Annotated in this window: 29 protein-coding genes; 9 read left to right on the forward strand and 20 right to left on the reverse strand. The window is 74.1% G+C overall.

The genetic code is table 11. The annotated features are described in order from the left end of the window. Positions 1–20 precede the first annotated feature (20 nt). A complete protein-coding gene (locus PHY01_RS21145; protein ID WP_141281081.1) occupies positions 21–1169 on the forward strand; it encodes an Mrp/NBP35 family ATP-binding protein in 1149 nt (382 codons plus the stop codon). Between the two features lie 49 nt (positions 1170–1218). On the opposite strand, the gene PHY01_RS21150 is transcribed toward PHY01_RS21145, so the two are convergent. From PHY01_RS21150 to PHY01_RS21170, 5 genes are all read right to left on the reverse strand, one after another. Continuing rightward, positions 1219–2466 carry an aspartate aminotransferase family protein gene (locus PHY01_RS21150; protein ID WP_141281083.1) on the reverse strand — a complete coding sequence of 416 codons (1248 nt, stop codon included), beginning with the start codon at positions 2464–2466 and terminating at the stop codon, positions 1219–1221. 179 nt (positions 2467–2645) lie between these two features. After that, positions 2646–3554 (reverse strand): hypothetical protein, encoded by a 909-nt coding sequence (locus tag PHY01_RS21155; RefSeq protein WP_141281085.1) that lies wholly within the window; start codon positions 3552–3554, stop codon positions 2646–2648. A 176-nt stretch (positions 3555–3730) separates the two neighbouring features. Continuing rightward, a complete protein-coding gene (locus tag PHY01_RS21160) occupies positions 3731–4417 on the reverse strand; it encodes a GntR family transcriptional regulator (RefSeq protein WP_141281087.1) in 687 nt (228 codons plus the stop codon). Between the two features lie 4 nt (positions 4418–4421). Then, the gene (locus tag PHY01_RS21165) at positions 4422–5129 is read right to left on the reverse strand and encodes a maleate cis-trans isomerase family protein (protein ID WP_141281089.1); all 708 of its coding nucleotides are present in this window, start codon (positions 5127–5129) and stop codon (positions 4422–4424) included. Beyond that, the gene (locus PHY01_RS21170) at positions 5126–5620 is read right to left on the reverse strand and encodes a DUF3830 family protein (protein WP_218030265.1); all 495 of its coding nucleotides are present in this window, start codon (positions 5618–5620) and stop codon (positions 5126–5128) included. The genes PHY01_RS21165 and PHY01_RS21170 overlap by 4 nt, the downstream gene beginning before the upstream one ends. A 100-nt stretch (positions 5621–5720) precedes the next feature. Here PHY01_RS21170 and PHY01_RS21175 point away from each other — a divergent pair, with 100 nt between their 5' ends. Both PHY01_RS21175 and PHY01_RS21180 read left to right on the forward strand, forming a co-directional pair. Continuing rightward, positions 5721–6683: a D-2-hydroxyacid dehydrogenase gene (locus PHY01_RS21175; RefSeq protein ID WP_141281091.1), complete on the forward strand. Its 963-nt coding sequence runs from the start codon at positions 5721–5723 to the stop codon at positions 6681–6683. Beyond that, the gene (locus PHY01_RS21180) at positions 6680–8080 is read left to right on the forward strand and encodes an amidase (protein ID WP_141281093.1); all 1401 of its coding nucleotides are present in this window, start codon (positions 6680–6682) and stop codon (positions 8078–8080) included. The genes PHY01_RS21175 and PHY01_RS21180 overlap by 4 nt, the downstream gene beginning before the upstream one ends. A 1-nt stretch (position 8081) precedes the next feature. Here PHY01_RS21180 and tatB read toward each other — a convergent pair whose 3' ends face one another. The 4 genes from tatB to sigE form a co-directional block, all read right to left on the reverse strand. Continuing rightward, on the reverse strand, positions 8082–8537 hold the full coding sequence (tatB, locus tag PHY01_RS21185; protein ID WP_141281095.1) for a Sec-independent protein translocase protein TatB: 456 nt from the start codon (positions 8535–8537) through the stop codon (positions 8082–8084). Positions 8538–8563: 26 nt separating this feature from the next. Further along, on the reverse strand, positions 8564–10141 hold the full coding sequence (locus tag PHY01_RS21190; RefSeq protein ID WP_141281097.1) for a S1C family serine protease: 1578 nt from the start codon (positions 10139–10141) through the stop codon (positions 8564–8566). A gap of 93 nt (positions 10142–10234) precedes the next feature. Further along, a complete protein-coding gene (locus PHY01_RS21195) occupies positions 10235–10891 on the reverse strand; it encodes an anti-sigma factor family protein (RefSeq protein ID WP_141281099.1) in 657 nt (218 codons plus the stop codon). Beyond that, complete coding sequence (gene sigE, locus PHY01_RS21200; RefSeq protein ID WP_141281101.1) at positions 10888–11502, reverse strand: RNA polymerase sigma factor SigE; 615 nt, start codon at positions 11500–11502, stop codon at positions 10888–10890. Before sigE ends, PHY01_RS21195 begins: the two co-directional genes overlap by 4 nt. Positions 11503–11697: 195 nt before the next feature. On the opposite strand from sigE, the gene PHY01_RS21205 reads away from it, so the two are divergent. Beyond that, the gene (locus tag PHY01_RS21205) at positions 11698–12345 is read left to right on the forward strand and encodes an O-methyltransferase (protein WP_141281103.1); all 648 of its coding nucleotides are present in this window, start codon (positions 11698–11700) and stop codon (positions 12343–12345) included. A gap of 97 nt (positions 12346–12442) precedes the next feature. Beyond that, positions 12443–12892, forward strand: coding sequence for a DUF6918 family protein (locus PHY01_RS21210; RefSeq protein WP_141281105.1), 450 nt, complete (start codon positions 12443–12445; stop codon positions 12890–12892). A gap of 53 nt (positions 12893–12945) precedes the next feature. Here PHY01_RS21210 and glgC read toward each other — a convergent pair whose 3' ends face one another. Then, entirely contained in the window at positions 12946–14205 is a 1260-nt protein-coding gene (gene glgC, locus PHY01_RS21215) for a glucose-1-phosphate adenylyltransferase (RefSeq protein WP_141281107.1), read from the reverse strand. 113 nt (positions 14206–14318) lie between these two features. Between glgC and glgA the strand changes: the two genes are divergently transcribed. Next, on the forward strand, positions 14319–15479 hold the full coding sequence (gene glgA / locus PHY01_RS21220; protein ID WP_141281109.1) for a glycogen synthase: 1161 nt from the start codon (positions 14319–14321) through the stop codon (positions 15477–15479). 90 nt (positions 15480–15569) lie between these two features. Here the strand turns inward: glgA and PHY01_RS21225 are convergent, their stop codons facing one another. The 10 genes from PHY01_RS21225 to PHY01_RS27770 all read right to left on the reverse strand — a co-directional run bounded on the left by PHY01_RS21225 (position 15570) and on the right by PHY01_RS27770 (position 22395). Continuing rightward, complete coding sequence (locus tag PHY01_RS21225) at positions 15570–15737, reverse strand: DUF3117 domain-containing protein (protein ID WP_084211001.1); 168 nt, start codon at positions 15735–15737, stop codon at positions 15570–15572. A 152-nt stretch (positions 15738–15889) separates the two neighbouring features. Continuing rightward, positions 15890–16645 (reverse strand): hypothetical protein, encoded by a 756-nt coding sequence (locus tag PHY01_RS21230; RefSeq protein ID WP_141281111.1) that lies wholly within the window; start codon positions 16643–16645, stop codon positions 15890–15892. Next, on the reverse strand, positions 16642–17523 hold the full coding sequence (locus PHY01_RS21235) for an ATP-binding cassette domain-containing protein (protein ID WP_170183911.1): 882 nt from the start codon (positions 17521–17523) through the stop codon (positions 16642–16644). Before PHY01_RS21235 ends, PHY01_RS21230 begins: the two co-directional genes overlap by 4 nt. Before the next feature lie 20 nt (positions 17524–17543). Continuing rightward, on the reverse strand, positions 17544–18206 hold the full coding sequence (locus PHY01_RS21240; protein WP_141281115.1) for an ABC transporter ATP-binding protein: 663 nt from the start codon (positions 18204–18206) through the stop codon (positions 17544–17546). Continuing rightward, complete coding sequence (locus PHY01_RS21245) at positions 18203–19711, reverse strand: hypothetical protein (protein ID WP_141281117.1); 1509 nt, start codon at positions 19709–19711, stop codon at positions 18203–18205. The genes PHY01_RS21240 and PHY01_RS21245 overlap by 4 nt, the downstream gene beginning before the upstream one ends. Next, on the reverse strand, positions 19708–20133 hold the full coding sequence (locus PHY01_RS26670) for a hypothetical protein (protein WP_170183912.1): 426 nt from the start codon (positions 20131–20133) through the stop codon (positions 19708–19710). The genes PHY01_RS21245 and PHY01_RS26670 overlap by 4 nt, the downstream gene beginning before the upstream one ends. Before the next feature lie 18 nt (positions 20134–20151). Continuing rightward, positions 20152–20715, reverse strand: a complete 564-nt coding sequence (locus PHY01_RS21255) for a hypothetical protein (RefSeq protein ID WP_141281119.1) — start codon at positions 20713–20715, stop codon at positions 20152–20154. Continuing rightward, positions 20712–21218 carry a stage II sporulation protein M gene (locus PHY01_RS21260; protein ID WP_170183913.1) on the reverse strand — a complete coding sequence of 169 codons (507 nt, stop codon included), beginning with the start codon at positions 21216–21218 and terminating at the stop codon, positions 20712–20714. Before PHY01_RS21260 ends, PHY01_RS21255 begins: the two co-directional genes overlap by 4 nt. Before the next feature lie 116 nt (positions 21219–21334). Further along, positions 21335–21631 (reverse strand): uberolysin/carnocyclin family circular bacteriocin, encoded by a 297-nt coding sequence (locus PHY01_RS21265; RefSeq protein WP_141281123.1) that lies wholly within the window; start codon positions 21629–21631, stop codon positions 21335–21337. A gap of 152 nt (positions 21632–21783) precedes the next feature. Next, positions 21784–22395 (reverse strand): helix-turn-helix domain-containing protein, encoded by a 612-nt coding sequence (locus tag PHY01_RS27770; protein WP_174824145.1) that lies wholly within the window; start codon positions 22393–22395, stop codon positions 21784–21786. A gap of 139 nt (positions 22396–22534) precedes the next feature. On the opposite strand from PHY01_RS27770, the gene PHY01_RS21275 reads away from it, so the two are divergent. From PHY01_RS21275 to PHY01_RS21285, 3 genes are all read left to right on the forward strand, one after another. Next, positions 22535–22960, forward strand: coding sequence for a helix-turn-helix domain-containing protein (locus PHY01_RS21275; RefSeq protein ID WP_141281125.1), 426 nt, complete (start codon positions 22535–22537; stop codon positions 22958–22960). A gap of 49 nt (positions 22961–23009) precedes the next feature. Further along, a complete protein-coding gene (locus tag PHY01_RS21280) occupies positions 23010–23549 on the forward strand; it encodes a hypothetical protein (RefSeq protein ID WP_141281127.1) in 540 nt (179 codons plus the stop codon). After that, the coding region (locus PHY01_RS21285; RefSeq protein WP_141281129.1) for a hypothetical protein at positions 23542–24354 on the forward strand (813 nt) is incomplete at its 3' end. The genes PHY01_RS21280 and PHY01_RS21285, both read left to right, overlap by 8 nt.

A 24354-nucleotide genomic window follows, 5' to 3' on the forward strand; every position in this document is an offset into this window, starting at 1 on the left:
GGTCCACGTAGCATGGCGGCGTGTCCACCTCCACCGGAACCACCACCGTCGAGCAGGCCGTGCGGGCCGCGCTCGCCACCGTCGAGGACCCGGAGATCCACAAGCCGATCACCGACCTGGGGATGGTCAAGAGCGTCTCCGTGTCGCCGGAGGGCCTCGCCCACATCGGCGTGTACCTCACCGTCGCCGGCTGCCCCATGAAGGACACGATCACCACGCGCGTCACCACGGCCGTGGGTGCCGTGGCCGGCGTCAGCGAGGTCCGCGTCGAGCTCGACGTCATGAACGACGAGCAGCGCACCGAGCTGCGCCGCGGCCTGCGCGGCGACGCGGCCGAGCCGGTGATCCCGTTCGCGCAGCCCGGGTCGATGACCCGCGTGTACTGCGTGGCGTCGGGCAAGGGCGGCGTCGGCAAGTCCTCGGTCACGGTCAACCTGGCCGCGGCCATGGCCGCGCGCGGGCTGTCGGTCGGGGTCGTCGACGCCGACATCTACGGCCACTCGGTCCCGCGCATGCTGGGCACCACCACGCTGCCCACCAAGGTCGACGACATGATCATGCCGCCGCAGGCGCACGGCGTGAAGGTCATCTCCATCGGGATGTTCACCCCGGGCAACGAGGCGGTCGTCTGGCGCGGCCCGATGCTGCACCGCGCGCTGCAGCAGTTCCTCGCCGACGTGTTCTGGGGCGACCTCGACATCCTGCTGCTCGACCTGCCCCCGGGCACCGGCGACATCGCCATCTCCACCGCCCAGCTCATCCCCAACGCCGAGCTGCTCGTCGTCACCACGCCGCAGCAGGCCGCGGCCGAGGTGGCCGAGCGGGCCGGGTCGATCGCGCTGCAGACCAAGCAGCGGATCGCGGGCGTCGTGGAGAACATGTCGTGGATGGAGCTGCCCGACGGCACCCGGATGGAGGTCTTCGGCTCCGGCGGCGGGCAGACCGTCGCCGACTCGCTGACCCGCGCCATCGGCGCGCCGGTTCCGCTGCTGGGCCAGGTCCCGCTGGACACGGCGCTGCGCGAGTGCGGCGACGCCGGCACCCCGATCGTGCTCACCCACCCGGACAGCGCCGCCGCGCGGGCGCTCAAGGGCGTCTCCGACAAGCTGACGACCCGGGCCCGCGGGCTGGCCGGGATGAGCCTGAACCTGACGCCGGTCAGCCGGTAGCCGGTGCGCGGGGGCCGTGGCCGGGCCACGGTCCCCGCGCACGGCCCCGTCAGGCCCGCACCGCCTCCGACCAGATCTGCACGCCCTCCTCCACCTGCTCGGCGGTGACGATCAGCGGCGGGATCATCCGCACGACGTTGCCGAACGGGCCACAGGTCAGCAGCAGCAGGCCGCGTTCGGCCGCGGCCGCGTGCGCCCGGCCCGCCGCGGCGGCGTCGGGCGCGCCGTCGGCGGTCAGGAACTCGTTGCCGACCATCAGCCCCAGCCCGCGGACGTCGGCGATGGCGGGGTTCTCCACGGCCACCTTGCGCAGGCCCTCCAGCAGCCGCAGCCCCTGCTCGCGGGCGTTGTCGACCAGGTTCTCCTCCGCGATGACCTCCAGCGTGGCCAGCGCGGCGGCGCAGGACACCGCGTTGCCGCCGTAGGTGCCGCCCTGCGAACCGGGCAGCGCCTTGCCCATGATCGCCTCCGGGGCCGCGATGGCGGAGAGCGGGAAGCCGGACGCGAGACCCTTGGCGGTGATGAGGATGTCGGGGGTGAGGCCGTCGGTGTGCTGGTGGCCCCAGAACCGGCCCGTGCGGCCGTAGCCGGTCTGCACCTCGTCGGCGATCAGCATGATGCCGTGGGCGTCGGCGCGCTCGCGCAGGCCCTTCAGGAACGCGGGCGGCGTGGGCACGTAGCCGCCCTCGCCGAGCACGGGCTCGATGAGGAACGCGGCCACGTCCCGGGCGGGTGCGGCCGTCACCAGGACCCGGTCGAGCTCCTTGAGGCAGAACGCGACCGTCTCCTCCTCGCTCCAGCCGTAGCGGAACGCGTAGGGGAACGGCGCGAACGCGACCCCACCCATCATCGGGCCGATGCCCGCGCGGATCTTGGCCCCCGACGTGGTGAGCGCGGCGGCGCCCATCGTGCGGCCGTGGAAGCCGCCGTCGAAGGCGATGATCGTCTGCCGGCCGGTGGCGTGGCGGGCCAGCCGCACCGACGCCTCGACGGCCTCGCTGCCGGAGTTGAGGAAGAACACCCGGTCCATCCCCGACGGCAGGACCTCGCCCATGCGCTCGGCGAGGCGCAGCAGCGGCTGGTGCATCACCGTCGTGTACTGGCCGTGGATCAGCGTCGCGACCTGCTCCTGCGCCGCGGCGACCACCTTCGGGTGGCAGTGCCCGGTGCTGGTGACGCCGATGCCCGCGGTGAAGTCGAGATGGCGGCGGCCGTCGGTGTCGTACAGGTGGACGCCCTCACCGCGCGCGGCCTGCACGGGGGTCGCCTGCTGGAGGACGGGGGACAGCCGGGCCATGAGCACTCCTGGTGTTGTCGGATTGTCGACAACAGCGAGGAAAGCACACGGGCCCCGGGGCGGACAAGGCGCCGGACCGGGAAGTGCGCCGGGCGCGGAGGGACACACACCGGTCCCGTGCGCCGCACACCGGCTGCGACCGGTGCGCGGGCGGCGGGACCGGTGTGTCGGGCGGTCCGTCAACGGCCGCCGGCGAGGGCGCGGCGCAGGCGCTCGCTCACCTCGCCGAAGCGGCGCAGCTCGTCCCAGATCCACCGGACCACCCGCAGTCCCTCGTCACGGATGCGGTCCTCGCGCTGCTTCTCGGCGAACACCGCATCGCCCGGGTCCTGGCCCGGCCGCAGGTACTTGCCGTACTTCACGCGGCCGTCGAACTCCCCGACGACGCCGGGCCAGGCGAAGTCGACGCGCCCGAGCCACACCTGCCCGGACGACACCTCCCGTTGCAGGTGCGGCACCGGCAACCCGGCCCGCGCGATCGCCACCCGGCTGCGCGACTCCCCGACGCTCTCGGCCCGGTGGTCGGCGAACTCCAGGGCCCGGCGCGCGGCGGGCACGCCCCGCCACCCCGCCGCCCGCAGCAGCGCCTGCTGCAACGCCTCCGGATCCACCAGGCGCCGGTGCAGCGCGGCGTCGGCCAGAACGACCACCTGCTCGAACCCCGCGGTCCGGCCGATGTCGGCGAGGGTGCGGGCGACCGTGGTGACGAGCCGGCCGCCCACCTCCGTCACCTCCCCCGCGTCGAGCGGGGCGGCGTGCAGATGCGCGGTGGGGGTGCGCCGTCCGCCGGTGCGGCGATCGCGGGTGCGGTGCACGCGGTCCAGCGGGAGGTTCCAGACCGGGAGCCCGTGCACCACGGCGGCGGAGACGTGGCTGACCACGGAGTCGTCGGCCCTCAGCGGCTCACCCGACTCGATGCGCAGCGCGTGCGCCGCCGCGGCCTCGACGAGCCGGGGGTCCGTCGCGGGGAGGTACCCGCCGCGCCCGACCGCGACCAGCTCACCGGAGCGCCGGCGCCGACGGAGCTCCCCGTCCGACCACCCTGCCGCCAGCAACCGCGGCCGCAACATCACCGGAGGCTCGTCCATGGGGCGCAGGGTGCCCGGCTGACCCCGGTCCGCGGGCACGAACACCACGACCCGCCCCACGACACACCGGTTCCCTACCCGGCACACCGGCTACGACCGGTGTGTGGGGGCCGGATCCGGTGTGCGGGCCGGGAAAGCCGGTGTGCGGACGCATACGCGGCCGCCGGTGCGCGGGCTCAGGCCGGGAGGGAGGCGCCGGGGACCGCGGACGGGGCGAGCAGGCGACCCACCGCGTCGGCCATGTGGGCCTCCAGCACGGCCGTGAGGCGGTCGCGGTCCCCGGCCCGCACCGCCTCGCACAGCTCCCGGTGCTCGGCGAGCAGCCCAGCGGACGGCGGGGCGGTCTGTTGCAGCGCGGCCAGGCACATCCGGGTCTCCACGAGCAGGCCGTCGGCCATCCGGCGCAGCCGCGGGCTCCCCGACGCCGCGACGAACTCGGCGTGGAAGGCGTGGTCGGCGTCGGCGACCGCGGCCGGGTCGCCCGCGGCCGCAGCGCCGGCCATGACGGCCAGCGCGGCGTCGAGCCGGTCGGCCGCGGCCTCGCGGTCGCCGTCGAGCAGCAGCAGACCGGCGGCCCGCTCGACGGACGCCCGGGCGTGGTAGATGTCGCGGACGTCGGCGGCGTCGAGGTCACGGACGAACAGCCCGCGATGGCGCTCGCTGCGCAGCAGGCCCTCGGCCACCAGCCGCTGCATCGCCTCCCGCAGCGGCCCGCGGCTCACCCCGAGCCGCGCGGCCAGCTCCACCTCGCCGAGCTGGGTGCCGGGCGGGAAGGTGCCGCGCATGATCGCGGTGCGGATGCGGTCGGCGACGATCGCCGCGGTGGAGCGCCGCTCGACCGGCTCCAGATCCGTCAGGTCCACCGCGCTACTCCGCGAACAGCCGGCCGAGCCCGGCCCGCGGCCCGGCGGCACCGGCGAGCCGCAGCCCCTGCCAGATGCTCACCTGGTTGGCCGTGAGCACCGGCTTGCCGACGCGCGCGTCGAGCGCGTCGAGCAGGTCGACGGTGTGCAGCGCCGTGTCGGGCAGCAGCACGGCCTGCGCGTCGGCGTGGTCGGCCGCCTCGGCGAAGGCCAGCACGTCCTCGGGGGGCAGCGTGCCCACCTCCGCCGCGGTGACGATCCCCCGCGCGGACAGCGCCAGCACCTCGACACCCGCCCGGGCCAGGAACGCGACGAACCGCTCGGCGACGTCGTCGGGATAGGTGGCCCCGACCGCGACGCGGGTGACCCCGAGGTGCGCGCAGGCGTCGGCGAACGCGAACGACGTGCTCGACGCCGGGACGCCCGCCGCGGCGCCGAGCGCCGCCACCTGCGCGGCGGCGCCGTCCCAGCCGAAGACGAAGCTGCCCGACGTGCAGGCCCAGACGATCGAGTCGAGCGGGCCGGGCAGCGCGCGGGCACCCGCGGCCAGCACCTCGTCGCCGCCGATGTCGAGCAGGGCGTCGACGCGGTGGGCGTCCTCGCGCATCTCGGTGTGCACCAGCGGCAGCAGCGGCCCGTCCAGGAGCCGCTCGGCCCGCGGGTAGTCGTCCTCGGCGGAGAAGCCGGGGTAGAGGATGCCGACGGTGGTCATGCGCGCTCGTAGACCAGTCGCTCGCCGACGCTGCCCGAGCGCCACACGTCGTGGCAGGCCTCGGCCATCGCGTCGAGACCCTCGGTGATCGCGCCGAACACGTTGCCGGGCACCCAGCCGACGTCGCCGTTGATCAGCAGGTTGTTGCGGCCGTAGAAGATCGCCAGGTCGATGCCACCCGCCTCCTGGTCGATGCCCTGGTCGGCCTTGAACGCGGTGTCCAGGACGCCGCCCGCGAAGTCGAAGTAGCACAGGTCGCCCGGGATCGGGGTGACGGTGGTGTTCTCGTGGCCGATCCGCGGGCCGAAGCGCGGGACGATCGTGTACACCTCGTTGCGCGCGTACTTGGCGTGCTGGGCGGGCCCGGCGAGCGGGCCGTCGGCCGTCGCCTCCCACACCGCGGCGACCGTGCGCGGGGCCTGCTTCTCCAGCAGTTCGGCCACGCACGAGACGCCGCGGCGCTCGAGACGGATGCGCAGGAGCTTCGACAACGGAGATCACCTCGGGTCGGAGGGGTAGATTGTTGACAATCATACGAGCGCTTCATAGCGTGTCAATCACCGTCGCCGGACCGTCGAGAGGATCGTGAACGTGCCCGTTTCCGCAGATCAGGGGCACGATCCCGTCGTCACGATCCTGCACTCCGACGACCGCCCGAAGCACCTCGACGGGCCGAACGTCCGCTTCGTGACCGACGAGACGCTGGAGGCCGCACTGCCGGGCACGGAGGTCCTGCTCGTCTGGGACTTCACCTCCACGGCCGTGCGCGAGGCCTTCCCCGCCGCCGACGCGCTGCGCTGGGTGCACACCGCGAGCGCGGGCGTCGACCGGCTGACGTTCCCGGCCCTGCTCGACTCCGAGGTGGTCCTGACGAACTCGCGCGGCGTCTTCGACACCCCGATCGCCGAGTACGTCACCGGGCTGGTCATCGCGATGGCCAAGGACCTGGCGGGCACGCTGCACGCCCAGTCGCAGCGGCAGTGGCGTCACCGGGAGACCGAGCGGGTCGGCGGGCGCACCGCCGTCGTCGTCGGCAGCGGGCCGATCGGGCGGGCCACCGCGGCGATGCTCGCGGCGGTCGGGATGCGCGTCGAGCTGGTGGGGCGCCGCGCGGGCGAGGGCGTGCACGCGATCGACGACCTGCCCGCCCTGCTGCCCCGCGCGGAGTGGCTGGTGCTCGCCGCCCCGCTCACCGACTCCACCCGCGGCATGCTCGACGCCACCGCGCTGGGCCTGCTCCCGGCCGGGGCACGGGTCGTCAACGTGGGCCGCGGCGCGCTGGTCGTGCAGGACGACCTGATCGCCGCCCTGCGCGCCGGCACGCTCGCCGGGGCCGCCCTCGACGTGTTCGAGGCCGAGCCGCTGCCCGCCGACTCCCCGCTGTGGGAGCTGCCGGGTGTCGTCGTCTCGCCGCACATGTCGGGTGACATCCTCGGCTGGCGCGACGAGCTGGAGGCCCTGTTCGTCGCCAACCTCGCCCGCTTCCGGGCGGGGGAACCCCTGGCCAACGTCGTCGACAAGACGCTGGGCTTCGTGACGGGAAGTGCCCGATGACCTCCGCCGACCTCTCCGCCGTCGAGCTGCTCGCGGCGTACCGCACGGGCGAGCTGTCGCCCGTCGAGGCCACCCACGACGCGCTGGCCCGGATCGAGACCTACGACCCGGTCGTCAACGCGTTCTGCCTGGTGCAGGCCGACGAGGCGCAGGCGGCGGCCAAGGAGTCGGAGGCGCGCTGGCACCGGGGCGAGCCCCGGGGCTCCCTCGACGGCGTACCGACCTCGATCAAGGACCTGCTGCTCACCGCGGGCCGCCCCACGCTGCGCGGGTCGCGGACGATCGACCCGGCGGGCCCGTGGGAGGTCGACGCCCCGGCCGTCGCCCGGCTGCGCGAGCACAACGCCGTCATCATCGGCCGCACCACCACCCCGGAGCTGGGCTGGAAGGGCGTCACCGACTCGCCGCTGACCGGCGTCACCCGCAACCCGTGGGACCCGTCGACGACGGCGGGCGGGTCGAGCGGGGGCAGCGCGGCGGCCGTCGCGCTCGGGATGGGCGCGCTCTCCCTCGGCACCGACGGGGGCGGCTCGGTCCGCATCCCGGCCGCGTTCACCGGCACGTCGACGATCAAGCCGACCTACGGCCGCGTGCCGAACTGGCCGGCCAGCCCGTACGGCACGCTCGCGCACGTCGGCCCGATGACGCGCAGCGCCGCCGACACCGCCCTGCTGCTCGACGCGATCTCCGGCTTCGACCCGCGCGACCCGTGGGCGCTGGCGCCGGCCGCGCCGACGAACGGGCGCCTCGGGGAGACCGCGATGGCCGGTATGCGGATCGCGGTCAGCCCGACGCTGGGCTACGTCCGGCTCGACCCCGAGGTGGCGGCGGCGTTCGAGTCGGCCGTCGACGTCTTCGCCTCGCTCGGGGCCCTGCTCACCGAGGCCGACCCCGGCTTCACCGACCCCGTCGAGGCGTTCCACACGCTGTGGTTCTCCGGGGCCGCCAAGTCGATCGAGCACCTGGGCCCGGAACAGCGCGCGCTGATGGACCCGGCGCTGGTCGCCGTCGCCGAGGAGGGGGCGCGGGCGAGCGCGCTGGACTACCTCACCGCGATGGCCGTGCGCAACGACCTCGGCCGGACGATGGGCGAGTTCCACACCCGGCACGCGCTGCTGCTCACCCCGACGATGCCGATCCCCGCGTTCGAGGCCGGGGTCGAGTCACCGGCGGGGTGGGGCGAGCGGTGGACGTCGTGGACGCCGTTCACCTACCCGTTCAACATGACGCAGCAGCCGGCCGCGAGCGTGCCCTGCGGGTTCACCCGCGGAGGGCTGCCGATCGGGCTGCAGATCGTCGGCCCGCGCCACGCCGACCGGGCCGTGCTCTCCGCCGCGCACGCGTTCCAGGCCGTCACCGACTGGCACCTGCAGCGGCCGCGGCCCGCGACCGGCTAGGTCAGGTGGCGTCGGGGTCGAGCGGGGGGCGCTCGTTCTTCGCGAGCGTCTCCGGCGCCGGGCCGGTGGCCGGGTGGGGCTCGGGCGCCGTGGGGGCGGCGGGGGCGGCGCCGCCGTTCTGCTTCGACAGGTACGGCGTGCTCGCGGCCATGCCGTTGCGGGGCGCGAACCCGTTGGGCTTCACGGCCGGCCCGTCGTCGAACAGGGCACGGGTGGCCGCGGTCTTCGGGTTGAAGTTGCGCAGGCCCCGCAGCTCCTCCAGCGGCTTGCGCAGCTCGTCGAACTCCGGGCCGAGCTCGCCCTTGAGCTGGTCGCGGGCGCCGGTGGCGTACTCCTTGACCTGCCGGATCGCACCGCCCAGCCAGGCGGCCGCCGCCGGGAGCCGTTCGGGACCGAGGATGAACAGCCCGGCCACGACCAACACCATGATCTCGCCCCAGCCGACGCTGTCGAACATGACCGGATCCTACCGGGCGGGCCGCGTCAGTCCGAGGCCAGCACCACCGACACCGTCAGCGGGCGGCCCTCCCGCACGATCCCGACCGGCACCGTGGCCCCAGGCTCGAACTCCCGGACGGCCACCTCCAGCTCGTCGGCACCGGAGATCGCCCGCTCCCCCAGCGTGACGATCACGTCGCCCTCCAGGATCCCGGCCGCCGCGGCGGCCCCGCCCTGCTGGACGTTCTGCACCTGCGCGCCGGCCGACGTGTCGTCCTCGACCGAGCGGGCGTTGACGCCCAGCTCGGCGTGCTTCACGACCCCGGTGCGGATGAGCTCCTCGGCGATCACGCGGGCGTCGTCGATGGGGATGGCGAACCCGAGCCCGATCGACCCGCCCTCGCCGCCGCCGATGCTGCTGATCGCGGTGTTGATGCCGACCACCGCGCCCGTGGCGTCGACCAGCGGGCCGCCGGAGTTGCCCGGGTTGATGGCGGCGTCGGTCTGGATCGCGTCGATCACGGCGTTGACGTTGCCGCCGCCCTCCAGCCGCACCGGCCGGTCGAGCGCGCTGACGATGCCGTCGGTGACGGTGCCGGCCAGGCCCAGCGGGGAGCCGACGGCGATCACGGCGTCGCCGACGGCCAGCGAGCCGGACGAGCCGATCTGCGCGACCACCGGGTTGGTGACGCCCACCCGGATCACGGCGAGATCGGTCTTCGGGTCGCGCCCGACGATCGCGGCCTGCGTGCGCGTGCCGTCGCTGAACACCGTCTCGATCGACGCCCCCGCCACCTCCGCGGCCGGGGCGACGACGTGGTTGTTGGTGAGCACGAAGCCGCCGCCGTCGATGACGACGCCGGACCCGGTCCCGCCCTCCTCCCCCACCCGGACCTCGATGGAGACGACGGCGGGCACGACCCGCTGCGCGATGTCGGCGACCGAGCCGGGCGGGCGCTCCAGCGCCGGCTCGACCGCGGCCAGGGTGACCCCGGGCTCGGTGAGCGCGTTCGCGCCCTCCGCGCTGAACCGGCCGACCAGACCGCCCACGGCGCCGACGGCGAGCGCGAGCACCGCCAGCAGGGCCAGCGCGCGGGGATGGACGCGGCGGCCGAACAGCACCTCGCGCAGGCTCAGCCGCGCCCCCTCCCCGGTGGGCGCGGCCGCGGGCGCCCCGGGGTCGACGGCGGGCGGTCCGAGCGCGACGCCGCTGCCCGGGTCGCGCCACGGGTCGTCGCCGGAGCCGGCCCAGAACGGGTCCTCGGCGCCCGGCTCGGACCCGGTCGACGCGGGCGGGCGCTGCAGCGTGTCGTCGGCCCCCGCCGGGCGCCCGAAGGCGGCGGCGAGCGCGGGCGGGGCGACCGTCGCGACCGGCGGGGCGGCGGCGCGGGCGGCCGGGCCGGCGAACCCCCCGGACAGCCCGGCGGGGCGCCCGAACACCGACTCCGCCGTGGCGTCGACGGCGGGACGGTCGAGGGGACGGGGGGCCAGTCGCGGGGGTCCCTCGCCCGAGGCCGCCGACGACGGCGCGTCGGCAGCCGGGGCGGCGCCGGGCGCGTCCCCCGGATCGGCCGCCGGCCGGACCGGCTCGCGGTCGGCGTCGCTGGTCGCGCGGTCTGTCATCGGGGGCGGGCGCTCCTGGGGCGGCGGGCGGGACGGGCCGCGGTCAGCGTGCCGCAGCCGGGGTGAAGTCCGCGTACCGACCCGCCGGGGCCGTCAGTGGATGCCGTGCCCCAGGTAGGTGCGGGGGCTGCGCGCCAGGCCGCCGAGGCGGGTGTCGCCGCCGGGGGACGGCGCGTCGAGCCCGAGCCGGGCCGGCACCACCCCGCCGGGGCCCAGCACCGAGCCGCCGAGGACGCCCCGGTCGGTGGCGGTGGGCGCCGCGACCGTCGGGAGCGCCGTGCCGCCGAACGCGAGGGCGCCGATGGCGAGGCCGGAGACGGCGGCCCCGGCGCCGATCCGCATTCGGCGGTTGGAGCGCGGGCGGGACGCGGCGGGCCGGTCGGGCTCCGGCACGGGCTCGGGGGCGGGGGCGGGGGCGGGGGCGCGCACGACCGAGACCAGCTCCCCCTCGGTGCTGACGGCCAGCCCCGCGGGCGGCTCGGGCAGCTCGGTGTCCTGCGGGATCGCGCGCAGCGCGGTGAGCAGTGAGGACGGCAGCGACGGGCAGGACGCGCCGCGCAGCGCCGTGCGGGCCTGCCGCTGGGCGACGACCTCGGCCGCGCAGTCCGGGCAGGCGGCGACATGCTGGGTGGCGCGGGCGTGCGGGCGCCGGGCGAGCTCGTCGTCGACGAAGGCCACGACCGCGTCCGACGTGAGGTGCGTCTGACCCCACTCGGACCTGTTGACCGTGAACAGCCGACGCTCGCTCATGCCCTGGCCTCCTCCGGCACCCTCGACCCGGCCGCCGCGGACCGGTCACGCTCGATGGCGGCCCGGAGCGCGGCGCGTCCGCGGTGGATCCTGCTGCGCACCGTACCCAGCTTCACCCCGAGGGTCGCGCCGATCTCCTCGTAGGACAGCCCCTCGACGTCGCAGAGCACGACCGCGGCGCGGAACTCCGGCGGCAGTGCGTCGAGCGCGGTCTGCAACGCGGGGTCGAGGTGGGTGTCGGAGAACACCTGCTCCGGCTCGGGCCCGCGGCCCGGGATGCGCTCGGAGTCCTCCGGCAGCGCCTCCATCCGGATGCGGGCGCGGCGCCGGACCATGTCGAGGAACAGGTTGGTGGTGATCCTGTGCAGCCAGCCCTCGAACGTGCCGGGGCGGTAGGAGGCGAGGTTGCGGAAGACCCGGACGAACGTCTCCTGCGTGAGGTCCTCGGCGTCGTGCGGGTTACCGGTGAGGCGGTAGGCGAGTCGGTACACCCGGTCCGCGTGCTCGCGCACGACCTCGTCCCACGTCGGCGGGGTCCACGGCACACCCTCGCCGGGCAGCACCGTCCCCACGGACTGCGGGGCGGTGGCGGTGGCCAGGCCGTCGGTCATGGTGTTCTCGAACCCTCTCGGCGCGGGTCGTGCTGCTCGTGCCAACGTCCCCAGGGGCCGGGGGGTTCCCCGGTCTGCGGTGCACCGGCCGACGACCCCGGCCGATCTGTGCTCCACGGTGCCCTACCGCTGTGAACGACGGGTGAGAACCGACTGAGAGGAACCTGTGAAACCGCAGCACAGTAGCCTCCCCCCATGACCGTCCGCACGGACGACGGCTACCCGTGGGCCGTCCGCGACTACGTCGAGGGATACCTGGCCGAGGACGACGTCGTCCGCGACGCACGGGCCCGCGGCGACGCGCTCGGCTGCGCCCCGATCGCCCCGGGCTGCGGCGCGGGCCTGCGCTTCCTCGCGGCCGCCATCGGCGCCCGCGCCGTCGTCGAGATCGGGACCGGGGCGGGGGTCAGCGGGCTCTGGCTGCTCGGGGGCATGGCCGTCGACGGCGTGCTCACCTCGATCGACGTCGACCCGGAGGCGCAGCGGGTCGCCCGGTCGGCGTTCGTGGCCGCGGGGTACGCCCCCGGACGCCTGCGGCTGATCAACGGGATGGGCCTGGAGGTGCTGCCGCGCCTCACCGACGCCGGCTACGACCTGGTGTTCGTCGACGCGAGCAGCACCGACTACCCCCGCTACCTCGACGAGGCCGTGCGGCTGCTGCGCCCGGGCGGGGTGGTCGCGATGGCGGGCGTGCTCACCGGCGGCGTCACCGACCCCGCGGCGGCCGACGCGGGCAGCGTCGCGCTGCGCGAGGTGGCCCGCCAGGTGCGCGAGGACGAGCGGCTCGTGCCGGTGCTGCTGCCCCTGGGCGACGGCCTGCTGGCCGCCGTGGCCGCCACCTGATCGAGTGCCCCCGCGCACGGCCCGGGATGGATCTTGCATTACCGTCTCGACCCGGCCGAGATGCCTCGGTGAACGGATCAGAGAGGACGACACACCCGTGACGCAGACCCTCAACGCCATCCTGCTGGACCCGACCCGGCGCCCCGCCGTCGTGACGGACCTGCAGACGCTGGTCGACCAGGAGGTCTCGGACTCCGGCGGTGTCTCCGGCGCCGTCATCAAGACCGGTTACGCCACGGTCAAGAAGGTCAAGCCGGGCATCGTGACCAGCGCGGTCGACAAGATGCTGCCCGACTTCGCCACCGCGCTGGAGCCGTTCTACGCCGACTACCGCGCGAGCGCGGGCACCGACTTCGGCGCCTACCTCTCGGCCCGCCCGGCCGAGGCCGCCAACGCGCTGCTCGGCGTCAGCGACTCCCGGGCGAACGGCAGCAGCTCCGAGGCCATCAAGAAGGTCTACGCGAAGCTGCGCCCGCAGGGTCAGAAGAACGTCGAGGAGGCGCTGCCCCGCCTGGGCCGCCTGATCGACCAGCACGCCAAGGGCTGACATCCCGTGCGCGGGGAACCGTGGCTCCGGCCACGGTCCCCGCGCACGACCGTCTACAGGGCCGTCATGCCCTTGCCGAGCACCACGACCCCGCCGGGGCTGACGGTGTAGCGGGCCCGGTCGGTGGCCAGGTCGACGCCGACCAGCGCGCCGTCGGGGATGCTGACGTTCTTGTCCAGGATCGCCCCGCGCACCACCGCCCCGCGGCCGATGCGGACGCCCGGCAGGATCACCGAGTCCGACACCTCCGCCCCGGCGTGGATCAGCACGTTGGGGCTGATCACCGAACGGCGCACGATGGCCCCGGAGATGATCGTGCCGGAGCCGACGATCGAGTCCTGCGCGATGCCGCCCTCCACGAACTTCGCCGGGGGCAGCGGAGCGGTGGCCGTGCGGATCGGCCAGCGGTCGTTGTAGAGGTTGAAGATCGGGTGCACCGACCACAGGTCGTTGTGCGCCTCGTAGTAGGCGTCGATCGTGCCCACGTCGCGCCAGTAGCCCGAGTCGCGGTCGGTGGCGCCGGGCACCACGTTCTCGGCGAAGTCGTAGACGGCCGCCTGACCCTCGTCCACCAGGCGCGGGATGATGTCGCCGCCCATGTCGTGGTCGGAGTCGCCGTCCTCGGCGTCGGCCCGCAGCGCGTCGAGCAGGACGTCGGTGGTGAAGACGTAGTTGCCCATCGACGCGAACGTGACGTCGGGGTCGTCGGGCACCGACGGCGGCTCGGACGGCTTCTCCAGGAACTCGATGATCTTCCCGGACTCGTCGGAGGCGATGACGCCGAACGCCTTCGCCTCCGCCCGCGGCACCCGGATGCCGGCGACGGTGACGCCCGCGCCGCTCTCGATGTGCTGGGCGATCATCTGGCTGGGGTCCATGCGGTACACGTGGTCGGCACCGAACACCGCGATGTAGTCGGGGCGCTCGTCGTAGACGAGGTTGAGGCTCTGGAAGATCGCGTCGGCGCTGCCGGTGTACCAGCGGCGGCCGAGCCGCTGCTGGGCCGGGACCGTGGTGATGTACTGCCCGAGCACGCTGGAGAGCCGCCAGGTGGTGGAGATGTGCCGGTCGAGGCTGTGCGACTTGTACTGGGTGAGCACGCAGATGCGGTGCAGCCCGGCGTTGACCAGGTTGGACAGCACGAAGTCGATCAGGCGGTAGTTGCCGCCGAAGGGGACCGCGGGCTTGGCCCGGTCGGCCGTGAGCGGCCACAGGCGCTTGCCCTCGCCGCCGGCGAGCACGATGCCCAGCACGTTGGCCGACAGACCACGGGGCGCAGCGGCCGAGAGCCGAGCGCCCGTCACAGCAGCCATCCCCGCAGCGTCACGAGGTCGACCCTAGTGGCCCGACACGGTGCCCGGCCACATCTGGATCGGTGCCCCGCACGACAGCCCGCGGGCGTCCCCGGACGGCTACGGTGCACGGCGTGCGCATCGGCCTGCTCACCCGCGAATACCCGCCCGACGTCTACGGAGGGGCCGGGGTGCACGTCGAGCACCTGGTGCCCGCGCTGCGGGCGCTCGTCGACGTCGACGTCCATTGCTTCGGGGAACCCCGCCCCGACCGGCCGCAAACCTTCGGCCACCGCGCCCCCGGCGCGCTGCAGGGCGCGAACCCGGCGCTGCAGACCCTGGGCGTCGACCTGACGATGGTGGCCGCGCTCGACGGCGTCGACCTCGCGCACTCCCACACCTGGTACGCCAACATGGCCGGGCACCTGGCGAAGATCCTGCACGGCGTGCCGCACGTCGTCACCGCGCACTCGCTGGAGCCGCGGCGGCCGTGGAAGGCCGAGCAGCTCGGCGGTGGCTACCGCCTGTCCTCGTGGGTGGAGCGCACCTCCTACGAGTACGCCGACGCGGTGATCGCGGTGAGCGCGGGCATGCGCACCGACGTGCTGGACTGCTACCCCGCGCTCGACCCGGACCGGGTGCACGTGGTGCACAACGGCATCGACACCGTCTTCTACCACCCCGACGAGCGGCGCGACGCCGTCGTGGCCGCGGGCGTCGACCCGGACCGGCCCAGCGTCGTGTTCGTCGGCCGGATCACCCGCCAGAAGGGGCTCGGGCACCTCGTCGCCGCCGCCCACCGCATCGACCCGGCGGCCCAGATCGTGCTGTGCGCGGGGGCGCCGGACACCCCGGAGATCGCCGAGGAGACCGAGAAGGCGGTGGCCGAGCTGTCCGCCGCCCGCGGGAACGTGGTGTGGGTGCGCCGGATGCTGCCCACCGCGGAGATCCGCCAGCTGCTCTCCGCGGCCACGGTGTTCGTCTGCCCGTCGGTCTACGAGCCGCTGGGCATCGTCAACCTCGAGGCGATGGCGTGCGGCACCGCGGTCGTCGCCTCGGACGTGGGCGGCATCCCCGAGGTCGTCGACGACGGGCGGACCGGCACGCTGGTGCACTACGACCAGCACGCCGAGGACGACTTCCGCGCCGGGGTCGCCGACGCCGTCAACGCCCTGCTGGCCGATCCCGCGCGCGCGGCGGAGATGGGGGCGGCCGGCCGGGCCCGTGCCGAGCGGGAGTTCGCCTGGGAGCAGGCCGCGGCCCGGACCGTGGAGATCTACCGCTCACTGCGCTGATTCGGTCTGCGGTGAGACGGCACGGCACCCGTACGCGTGCGCGTACGGGTGCCGTGTCGTCCGGTGGGCCGCCGGGGCGGCCCGTGCGGTTCAGCCCGATGCGGCCTTGAGGGCGTCGCCGAGGTCGCTGGCCTCCTCGGCCGACATCTCCACGACCAGGCGGCCACCGCCCTCCAGCGGAACGCGCATCACGATGCCGCGCCCCTCCTTGGTCACCTCCAGGGGACCGTCACCGGTACGGGGCTTCATCGCCGCCATGTCCTGCTCCCTCCGTCATCGTGTCTGCAGGGCGCCGCTGCGCCGGGGAGAGCGCAGGACGGGATGCTGGGGAACATCTTTCCTCATCCGAGGGTGAGGGCCACAACCGGAGCGATCAATCCGACGCAGGTTCACGCTGCGGAGCCGCGCAGTCACGGTCGACGTACCTGCAGCGCCGCCGCGCCCAGGGCCAGCGCGGCCACCGCCCAGGCCGCCAAGAGCAGCGCCGCACCCGCACCGTCGGCGTCGAGCATCCCGTTCGCCGCGGTGTGCGGAAGCCACATCGCCACCCCCGGCAGCACGGCCGCGAACAGCGGCAGCACGAGAAAGACGGCCAGGACCCCGCTGACCGCGCCCGCCGCCGACCGCAGAACGGCGGCGACGCCGAGTGCGAACACCGCCACGAGCGCCGGCTGCGCTGCGCCGGCCAGGAGCAGCCGCAGGCACTCGGCGACGCCCGGACCGGGCCCGGATGCCGCGAGGTCGACGGCGACCAGCACCGCACCACCGCCCAGACCGACGACGGCCACCGCGCCGGCGAGCACCGCCGCCTTGGCCAGCAGCAGCGTCGTCCGCCCGGGGCACAGCCGCAGCGACAGCAGGATCTGGCCGGAGGCGAATTCGTCGGCCACCACCAGCACGCCCAGCGGCACCACGACGAGCCGGGCGATGTTGACGGCGAGGAACGACGCGTGCAGGTCGGTGCCGGCGAGGGGCGCGCCGCCGATACCCCCGGCGGTGGACAGCCACGCGTAGCCGCAGCCGAGTAGCACCATCAGCGCAGCGGTGACCGCCAGCAGACGCCGGTAGGACGGGGTGGCGACGAACTTCGCCGCCTCCATCCGCAGCACCCGTCCCCACCCCCCTCCCGTCGTGCCCGCCCGGTAGCGGACCGTGCCCCCGCTCACGCCGATCCCCGTGGTGCCGCCGGGCCGCAAACGAGCCGCAGGTACGCGTCCTCCAACGTGGCCCGCTCCGGTGTCAGCTCGTGCGCCGTGAGCGCGTGCGTGGCAAGCAGTTCACCGATCGCGGCTGCGCACAGGCCGGTGACCAGGACCGCACCACCCGGCTGCGGTGCGACGCTCCCGCCTGCGCGGAGCAGGACGGTCCGCAGCACGTCGAGCTGGTCGGGCCGCACCCGCACTCGCACCACCGTGCCCTCACCGCGCAGCGACTCGGTGTCGGCGTCGGCGACGAGCCGCCCGTCGTCGAGAACGACGATCCGGTCGGCGATCGATTGCAGCTCGTGGATGAGGTGGCTCGACACCAGCACTGTGCGTCCCGCGTCCGCGTGCCCGCGCAGGAACGCGCGCAACCACCGCACCGATACCGGGTCCAGGCCGTTCATCGGTTCGTCGAGTATGTAGACCGTCGGGTCGGCCAGCGCCGCGGCGACGATCCCGACCCGGGAAGCGGTGCCGAGCGACAGTTCCCCGGTTCGGCGACGCGCCACGTGCTCGAGCCCGGCTTCGGCGAGCAACTCGCCCACCCGGCGCCGCGGCACCCCCGCACCGATCGCGACCGACGCCAGGTGACGCTCCACCGTCCGGCCCGGATGCCACCCGCGGTGCTCCAGCACGGCCCCGACCACCCGGGCTGGGGAGGGCAGATCGATGTATCGCAGCCCGTCGACAGTTGCGCTGCCGAGCTCGGGCCGGTCCAACCCGACGATCGTGCGGAGGGCCGTCGACTTTCCGGCACCGTTGGGCCCGACCAGCCCGGTGATCTCGCCACGCCGGGCCGTGAAAGTGACGGCGTCGAGAACCGGGCGGCCCCCGAGTCGCACCGTCACTCCATCCAGCGCGATCACCGGGGGCCGGTTCCCGCGGGCTCGGGCAGGCCTGGGCCAGCTATCCGGATCGTGACCTCGACAAGATCGCGGAAGACCTCCGGTGGCTCGTGGGCCACGACTGTGACGGAACATCCGGTCGCCATCCAGGTGTCGATGTCTCCGGCGAGGGCACCGACGCCCTGGGGGTCCAGACCGTTGAAGGGCTCGTCGAGGACGAGCAGCTCGCCGGGTGCGCCGGTGGTCAGCAGTAGCCATGCCTTGCGAACGTTGCCGGTGGAGAGGCCGTGCACGGGTGTGTCGAGCCATCGGGCCAGGCCATAACGCCCGGCGCGCTCCGCGAAGCTCCCGGGATCGATCTCGAGCAGCGACACGTGCTCGGAGACGGTCAGGGCGGGATACAGGGCAGGGGTCGCGCGGCACACGGTGCGCCGGGAGCGCAGCTCCGGGGTGCTCGCAGGCAGCCCGAGCACCGTGACCGAGCCCCTGCTCGGCCGCAACGTGCCGGCCACGAGCTCCACGACGGTGGACTTGCCGCTCCCGTTCGGGCCGGTCAACAGTGTGCATCCGTGCGGAACGCGCAGGTCCACACCAGTCAGCACGTCGACGTCGCGGCGGTAGCCGGCGGAGACACCGGACAGCTCACAGACGAGCCGGCCGGGGCCGGGGTCGGCGTTCATGCGAGCACCGTCCGGTCGAGCAGCGCAGCGGCGGCAACCATCGACGCCAGGGCGACGACGGTCCCGGCGATCCAGGAGCCTGGTGCGGACAGGACGACCCACGGGACCACCCCTGCCGCGACGACGACGATGCCGACGGCCGCACCCGCCGCCGTGCTTTCCGTCGACCCGTCGGCACCGGCCTGGCTGCCGCCCTGCCACAGGTCACCGAGCAGACCCGACGCCGTGGTGACGAGGACGGCGCAGACGCCGAAGCCGAGTACCGCCGCATCCCCGGCGAGCATGGCGAGGCCGACACAAACGAGCACGACGGGCAGCAGCGGCCGCAGCGACCCCAACATGTAGCCGACCACGAGCGCGCGTCTGTCGACGCCACGTTCGGCGGTCCAGCGCAGCTGCCGAGCCCAGCCCGCCGGGCCGGTGATTGCGCGTACCAGCCCGCCGAGCACGAGCCCGATGGTGAGCAACACACCGCCACCGGCGATCCCATCGACGCCCGACCCTGCGAGGTCGAGCCGGCCGGGGGCGGCCACACCGGAGCCGACCAGCCCCGCGCCCACGATGCTGAACACCCGACCCGCCCGCCGGGCCAGTGCCGCGCCGCCCTGCTCGCCACGGCGCACCGCCACCGTGACGAGGTCGATCGGCCGGCAGTGCCCGCCGGTGTCGATCGACCCGGCACGAGGCCGAAGCACGGCCCGCCACCGCTCGGCTCCCCCGCGCCGCAACGTGAGGACGGCGCCGCCCGCCACGACGAGCGGTACGACGACGGCGAGTGGGCTGCCCGCGGCGGCCGCGGCAGCCGAGCCGACGCCCGCGACCTGAGTGATCAGTGCTGGTGCGCCAGCCACGGCGAGCAGCTCGGCTGCGGCGATCCCAGCGCGGCCGGCCAACCAGCCCAGCAGGGCCGCTACCAGCAGGCCGAGCAGCGCCGACCATCTCCGGCGCGGCCGCTCGACGGGCGGCCGAGCGGCTGCGGCGGCGGCCAGTGCCGAGCCCACGACCGCAAGTGCGACCGCGCATCCCAGCCACACCGGGGACACCGGGTTTCCGTAGCCGCGACCCACCCCGATCAGCACCGAGCCCGTGAGAACGGCGCCGACGACCCCGCTCAGCACCGCGGGGGCCGCGACCCGGACGGCGAGCACGGCCGCCGTCGAGATCTCGAAGTGCCGCAGCACGGCCACGTCGGGGGGCGCGAACACCCGTGCCCGCGTCCCGGCCGCGTTGCCTCGCACGGCGACGGCGAGCGCGCGGCCCGCGGCGAGGAGCAGCACCCCACCGGAGACCGCGTCCGCACCCACCGGCAGCGAGAGCCCAAGTACGGCCAGGACGAACCCGGCCAGGAGGCCCGCCGCGGGCACCGCGACGACGACTCCGACGACGGTGAGCAGCACCGCCGCCCGCCGCAGGTTCCGTGTCGGTGCGATGTTGTTGCGCAGGCAGAACTGCAACGCGTCGGCGCGGGCGACGAAGCGCAGGTCCGCCCACAGGGTGGCCCTCATGTGCGGCCCCGGGCCCGACCCACTGCCGGGGCGGTCAGCACGGCGACGACCGCCGCCAGCCCGCACACCACGGCTGCCGCGACCTGCACCGCTCCCCACACCGAGCCCGCGCCCGCCGCCCGCCAGCCCACCACCAGCGCCACCCCCGCCACGCTCAGCACCGCCGGCAGCACCCAGGGCAGCATCCCCGGCCGCAGGGCGAAGGGCAGCGCCACGACGGCACAGACCAGCGCGGCCACCACCGCGCCGCGAGCCAGTGCGGTGGCTGCCGCGGCGTCGGCCACGTCGGTCGCGCCGAGCTCGTCCCACAGGGCAAGGCCGATCACCGCGACGACCCCCAGCACCACGACCGCGCCGACAACGGCGCGCGCGCCCCACCGTTCCAGCGCCGGCTCGACATTTGTCTGGTCACCATTCTTCACAATTTCCCCCCGCGGCTGTCACACACCCAGAACCACCAGAACGCTACCGCCGATGACGACCGCTATCGAGCCCGCCAACACGTTCGTGGCTATACCGACCGATCGTCGGAATCCGCGATGGGCGAGAAACACCGGGGCAGCCACGAGCAGGACCGTCGCCGGTGGCAGCGCGGTGCCCAGCCGAGCTGTGTCGACGTCGCGGAGCAGATCCGCGGCAAGCGTCGCCACGAGCATCAGGTCGACCGTGACTCGACCGGCGACGACGGGGACCAGCATGGGTGACATCCGGCTGAGCATCCGGTCTCCGAGGCGGCCCAGCAGCTGCAGCGAGGCCAGCAGCGCGCCATAGCCGAGGCCCCCGAACGTCATCGCCGCTGCAACGGCGACCCCGCGGTAGCCCGGATCCACGGCCGCACCGCGATCGACCTGCAGCGCAACGAGATCGGCACGCGCCATGAGCGCGAGCGCCGCGAGCGCCCACGCCGCTGCCGACAGTGCGCCGAGCGCGCACCGGGCCCAACCGCCCGGACCCGGCCCCGGCCGGTCCTCGATGAAGGCGACCGGTGTGCACTCGGCCGTCACCCGGGGACTCCGGACCAGGTTTCGAGCAACGCGGCCGTCATCAGCAGGGCACCGACGACCGGCAGGCCGTACAGGCTAGCCCCGGCCGCCGCCACGTAACCGGACGCCGCTGAGCGAATCCGCGCTGCCCGGTCCTGCGGATCGCGCCACGCCCCCAGTGCGGCTCGGGTCGGGCCCAGCCCCCAAGCCGCAGCCAGCACGAAGGCCGCCACCTCGATCACGAGGAAGGGAGCCAGCACGGCCGAGGCCTCCGCCGCCCCGAGGGCGGTGACCGCCGCCCGGACCACGACACCGACATAGATTCCGAGGACCGGGAGCGCGAGCAGCGTGGAGACACCCGCCGTCGTCACTCCGGAGAACAACGTGGCAGCCACGACGGCGTTGCGGCCGGCGATCGCCAGGACAAGATCGAGATCGGCCGCGCGGAGCAGGTCCCGGTCCACCGGCAGCCGCACCTCAGCCGCGGCCGACCACCCGATGCCGATCGTGCCCACGAGCAGCACCCCGGCGACGGTGACGCAGAGCGGATCGGGCCGGACCGTGGCCCGCCACCCGCCGCGGTGGCACGGCGGGCGGCGGTCCGGGACGGGCTGGGCATCGACCCGTCCCGGACCGGCGCTCACGCGGCAGCCTCCTTGCGACCCAGCTGGCTGACGGCCCATCGGATGGTCGCGATCGCCGCGGCACCGATCCCGCCCGTGATGACCGCGGCGACGGCGGTCGCGACGGCGGATCCGGCCAGGATCGCGTCGACGATCTTCAGCGCGGCGGTCGTCTCGATGCCGAGCAGGGAGACGATGACGAAGCTGGCCGAGCCGCCAACCACGAGCGCGACCGCACCGATCGCGACGGCGAGCAGTCCGGTCACCCGGTCCCGGCCGAAGGAGCTCGTTCGCGAGAACGGAGAAATTGCCATGAGAGAACTCCTTGAAATGTCGTGGACGACGCGAGGACTCGTTTCCCGAGTCTTCTTCCGGATTTCAGTGACCGCCTCTTTCTAGCGTTGTTCGAGCTAGTCCGGCAATGCGCATGGCCAGTTCCTGCCAGCGCCCGGGGAACTCATGTGCATTACCCCGGACGCCGGCCTCCGTCGACCCAGCCACGGCCGGCTGCAAGCGCACCGGCCTGGAAACGGCTCGACGCGCCCAGCTGCGCCATCAGTTCGGCGACGCGACGGCGATACGTCCGAGTGGAGATGTTGAGCTCACGGGCAGCGCACTCGTCGGTCGAACCGCCGCCCAGCGCGCGGAGCACGTCGCCGTCCCTGACCGGTGCGGCATCCATGGACTCCTGCGAGAAGGCCCACATGCCCGCGAAAGCGGTGGCGCAGGCCTGCACGACCGCCGCCCCGTCGACGATGGTGGGCGGCGTCCACGGAGCCCGAGGCGACAGGAGGGCCACAGCCCGGTCGACGACGACGATCGCCTGCGGCACCCGGTCGACGGTGCGGACGATCGCCGGCTCCGGGAACGGCGTCGTGCCGCCGCCGTCGTGGACGACCCGGACACCGACGCCGCAGGGGCGGCGATCGCGCAAGGCGATGCGAAGGCCGTCCGCGACCGGGTGCTCTGCCGGGAGAAGCGCGACCAACTCCCTGGTCGCGCCGGCGATGAGTGTCCGCAGGACACTGCCGAGCTCGCTCGTCGGATCGGCCGCACGGAGATGTCGCACGGCGTCCATCCTCGACCTCCTGTCAGTTGATATCCTGCACTGAAACTATGCTGGCACTGATTCAAGGTCAACGAAGCCCGAAAATCTTCTGGTAAATTTGAGGTTGGCCTGCAAGGCTGACACCAACCCAGCCAGTGAGGAGCAGGACATGGAGGACGCCGGAGCGTTCGCGGCGCGGCTCGACCGCCTGCTGACCACCGTGCATCCCCGGGACCGCGGCCCGTACACCTACGAGGAGATCGCTGACGGCATCCGCGCCCAGGGCGGCCCAACGATCTCCGCCCAGTACCTCAACCAGTTGCACCGGGGTCGGCGCGACAATCCCACCAAGCAGCACCTGGAGGCGCTCGCCACATTCTTCGGGGTGCCGGTCGGATACTTCTTCGACGACACCCAGGCCCAGCTGGTTGACGAAGAGATTGCCCTGCTCGCGGTCATCCGCGACGCGGAGATCAAAGACCTGGCCCTGCGCGCGCTCGAACTGGGACCCGAGGCCCGCCGCTCGGTCGGCGCGATCATCGACGAACTGACCCGCTTCCAGGAACGGACCCGTCGCCCGAACGGGCGACGCTGAGCCGAATGCCCATCAGGGTGGGCCGGTCGGCCTACTCTCGCCGGAGATCATGATCGCCACGGGGCGGACGGGGGAGCCGGTGGGCTGTGTCGAGATCAACCGAAGGGCCCGGGCACTGGTACGGGCGCTCGACGCCGATGTGGGGATCCCGCGGCCGCTCGACGTCCCGGAGCTGCTGGCCGGTTTGGCCCGCCACCGTGGCCGCCCCATCGACCTGTTCGCGTCGATGAACACGGCGGGCGGCCCCTGTGGGATGTGGCTGCGCCAGGCCGATCGCGACGTGATCGTCCACGCGGCCGACACCAGCCCGTTGCACCAGGCGCACATCGTGCTGCACGAGATCGGCCACATGATCGCCGACCACCGCGAAGCCTGCTGCCTGCCGCTGGAGTTGGCCCGCCGGATCCTCCCGCACACGAGCGCGACCCTGGTCGGCCACCTCTTCGCGCGATCGACCTACGCAACCGACGAGGAGCGGGAGGCCGAGCTTGTCGCCAGCCTGATCGGATCCGCGGCCCTGGGGGCGAACGAGGCGGGTCGCGACCGGGAGCCCGCCGACCTCTGGATGGAAGAGTCCTTCGGTGCCTGACCTGTTGGCCCTGGCGACGGCGGCCGGCGAACCGATTCTGGTCGCCGGCACCGTGACGCTGTGGGTCGTCGTGGCGCTGCGGCTGCCCACCGCCGTGCGGTCGGCACCGCGCCGGCGTTTGCTGGTGGCCGTCGCGGGGCTCGCCGCGTCCGTCACCGTGTACCTCGACCCGGTCACGGCACTGCTGAGCAGCACAGCGCTGGCGGGGAGCTGCGGCATCCTGATGAATCTGTGGGGGGTGCTCAGCGCGGCGTTCATCTTGGACTTCGTGCTGGCAGCACTGAGCCGCCGCCGCCCGTTGCCGGTCTACGGGTCGGCGGTGGCTGTCTGCGCCGGACTCGTTCTGCTCGACATCGCCGACGGAGGCGCCCAAGCAGGCTGTGTCAGCTCACTGCAGGTGCCCTGGTATAGCCCGTTCTGGTGGCTGCTGTGCGTGGCACACGTCGCCGCAGTGGTACCCGCCGCGCTGGTCACCGCGAGGTCCTCGCGCCGGGCCGGGTCCAGGTCGTTGCAGGTCGGGCTGGCGCTGCTGTGTGCGGCGTTCGTCTCCTCGGCGACGTTCTGGGGGGTCGTCGTCATCGCCCGGCTGACGACCGGCGCGGCCTGCATCGGCGGGCTGTTCGCCCTCAACATCGCCGCGACCACCTGGCTGATGGCCGCGGGCGCGGCGGTGCCTCTGGTCGTTCGAGTCGGCAGGCTGGTTCGTTCGGCGTGGTGGCTGTGGCGGCTGCGCGGACTGTGGCAAATCCTCGTGGACGCCGTGCCGGGCGTGCGAATGCCCGAGGCAGCGCTGCTCGGGCTAGGG

It is taken from the genome of Pseudonocardia hydrocarbonoxydans (genome assembly GCF_006539565.1).
GTDB lineage: Bacteria > Actinomycetota > Actinomycetes > Mycobacteriales > Pseudonocardiaceae > Pseudonocardia > Pseudonocardia hydrocarbonoxydans.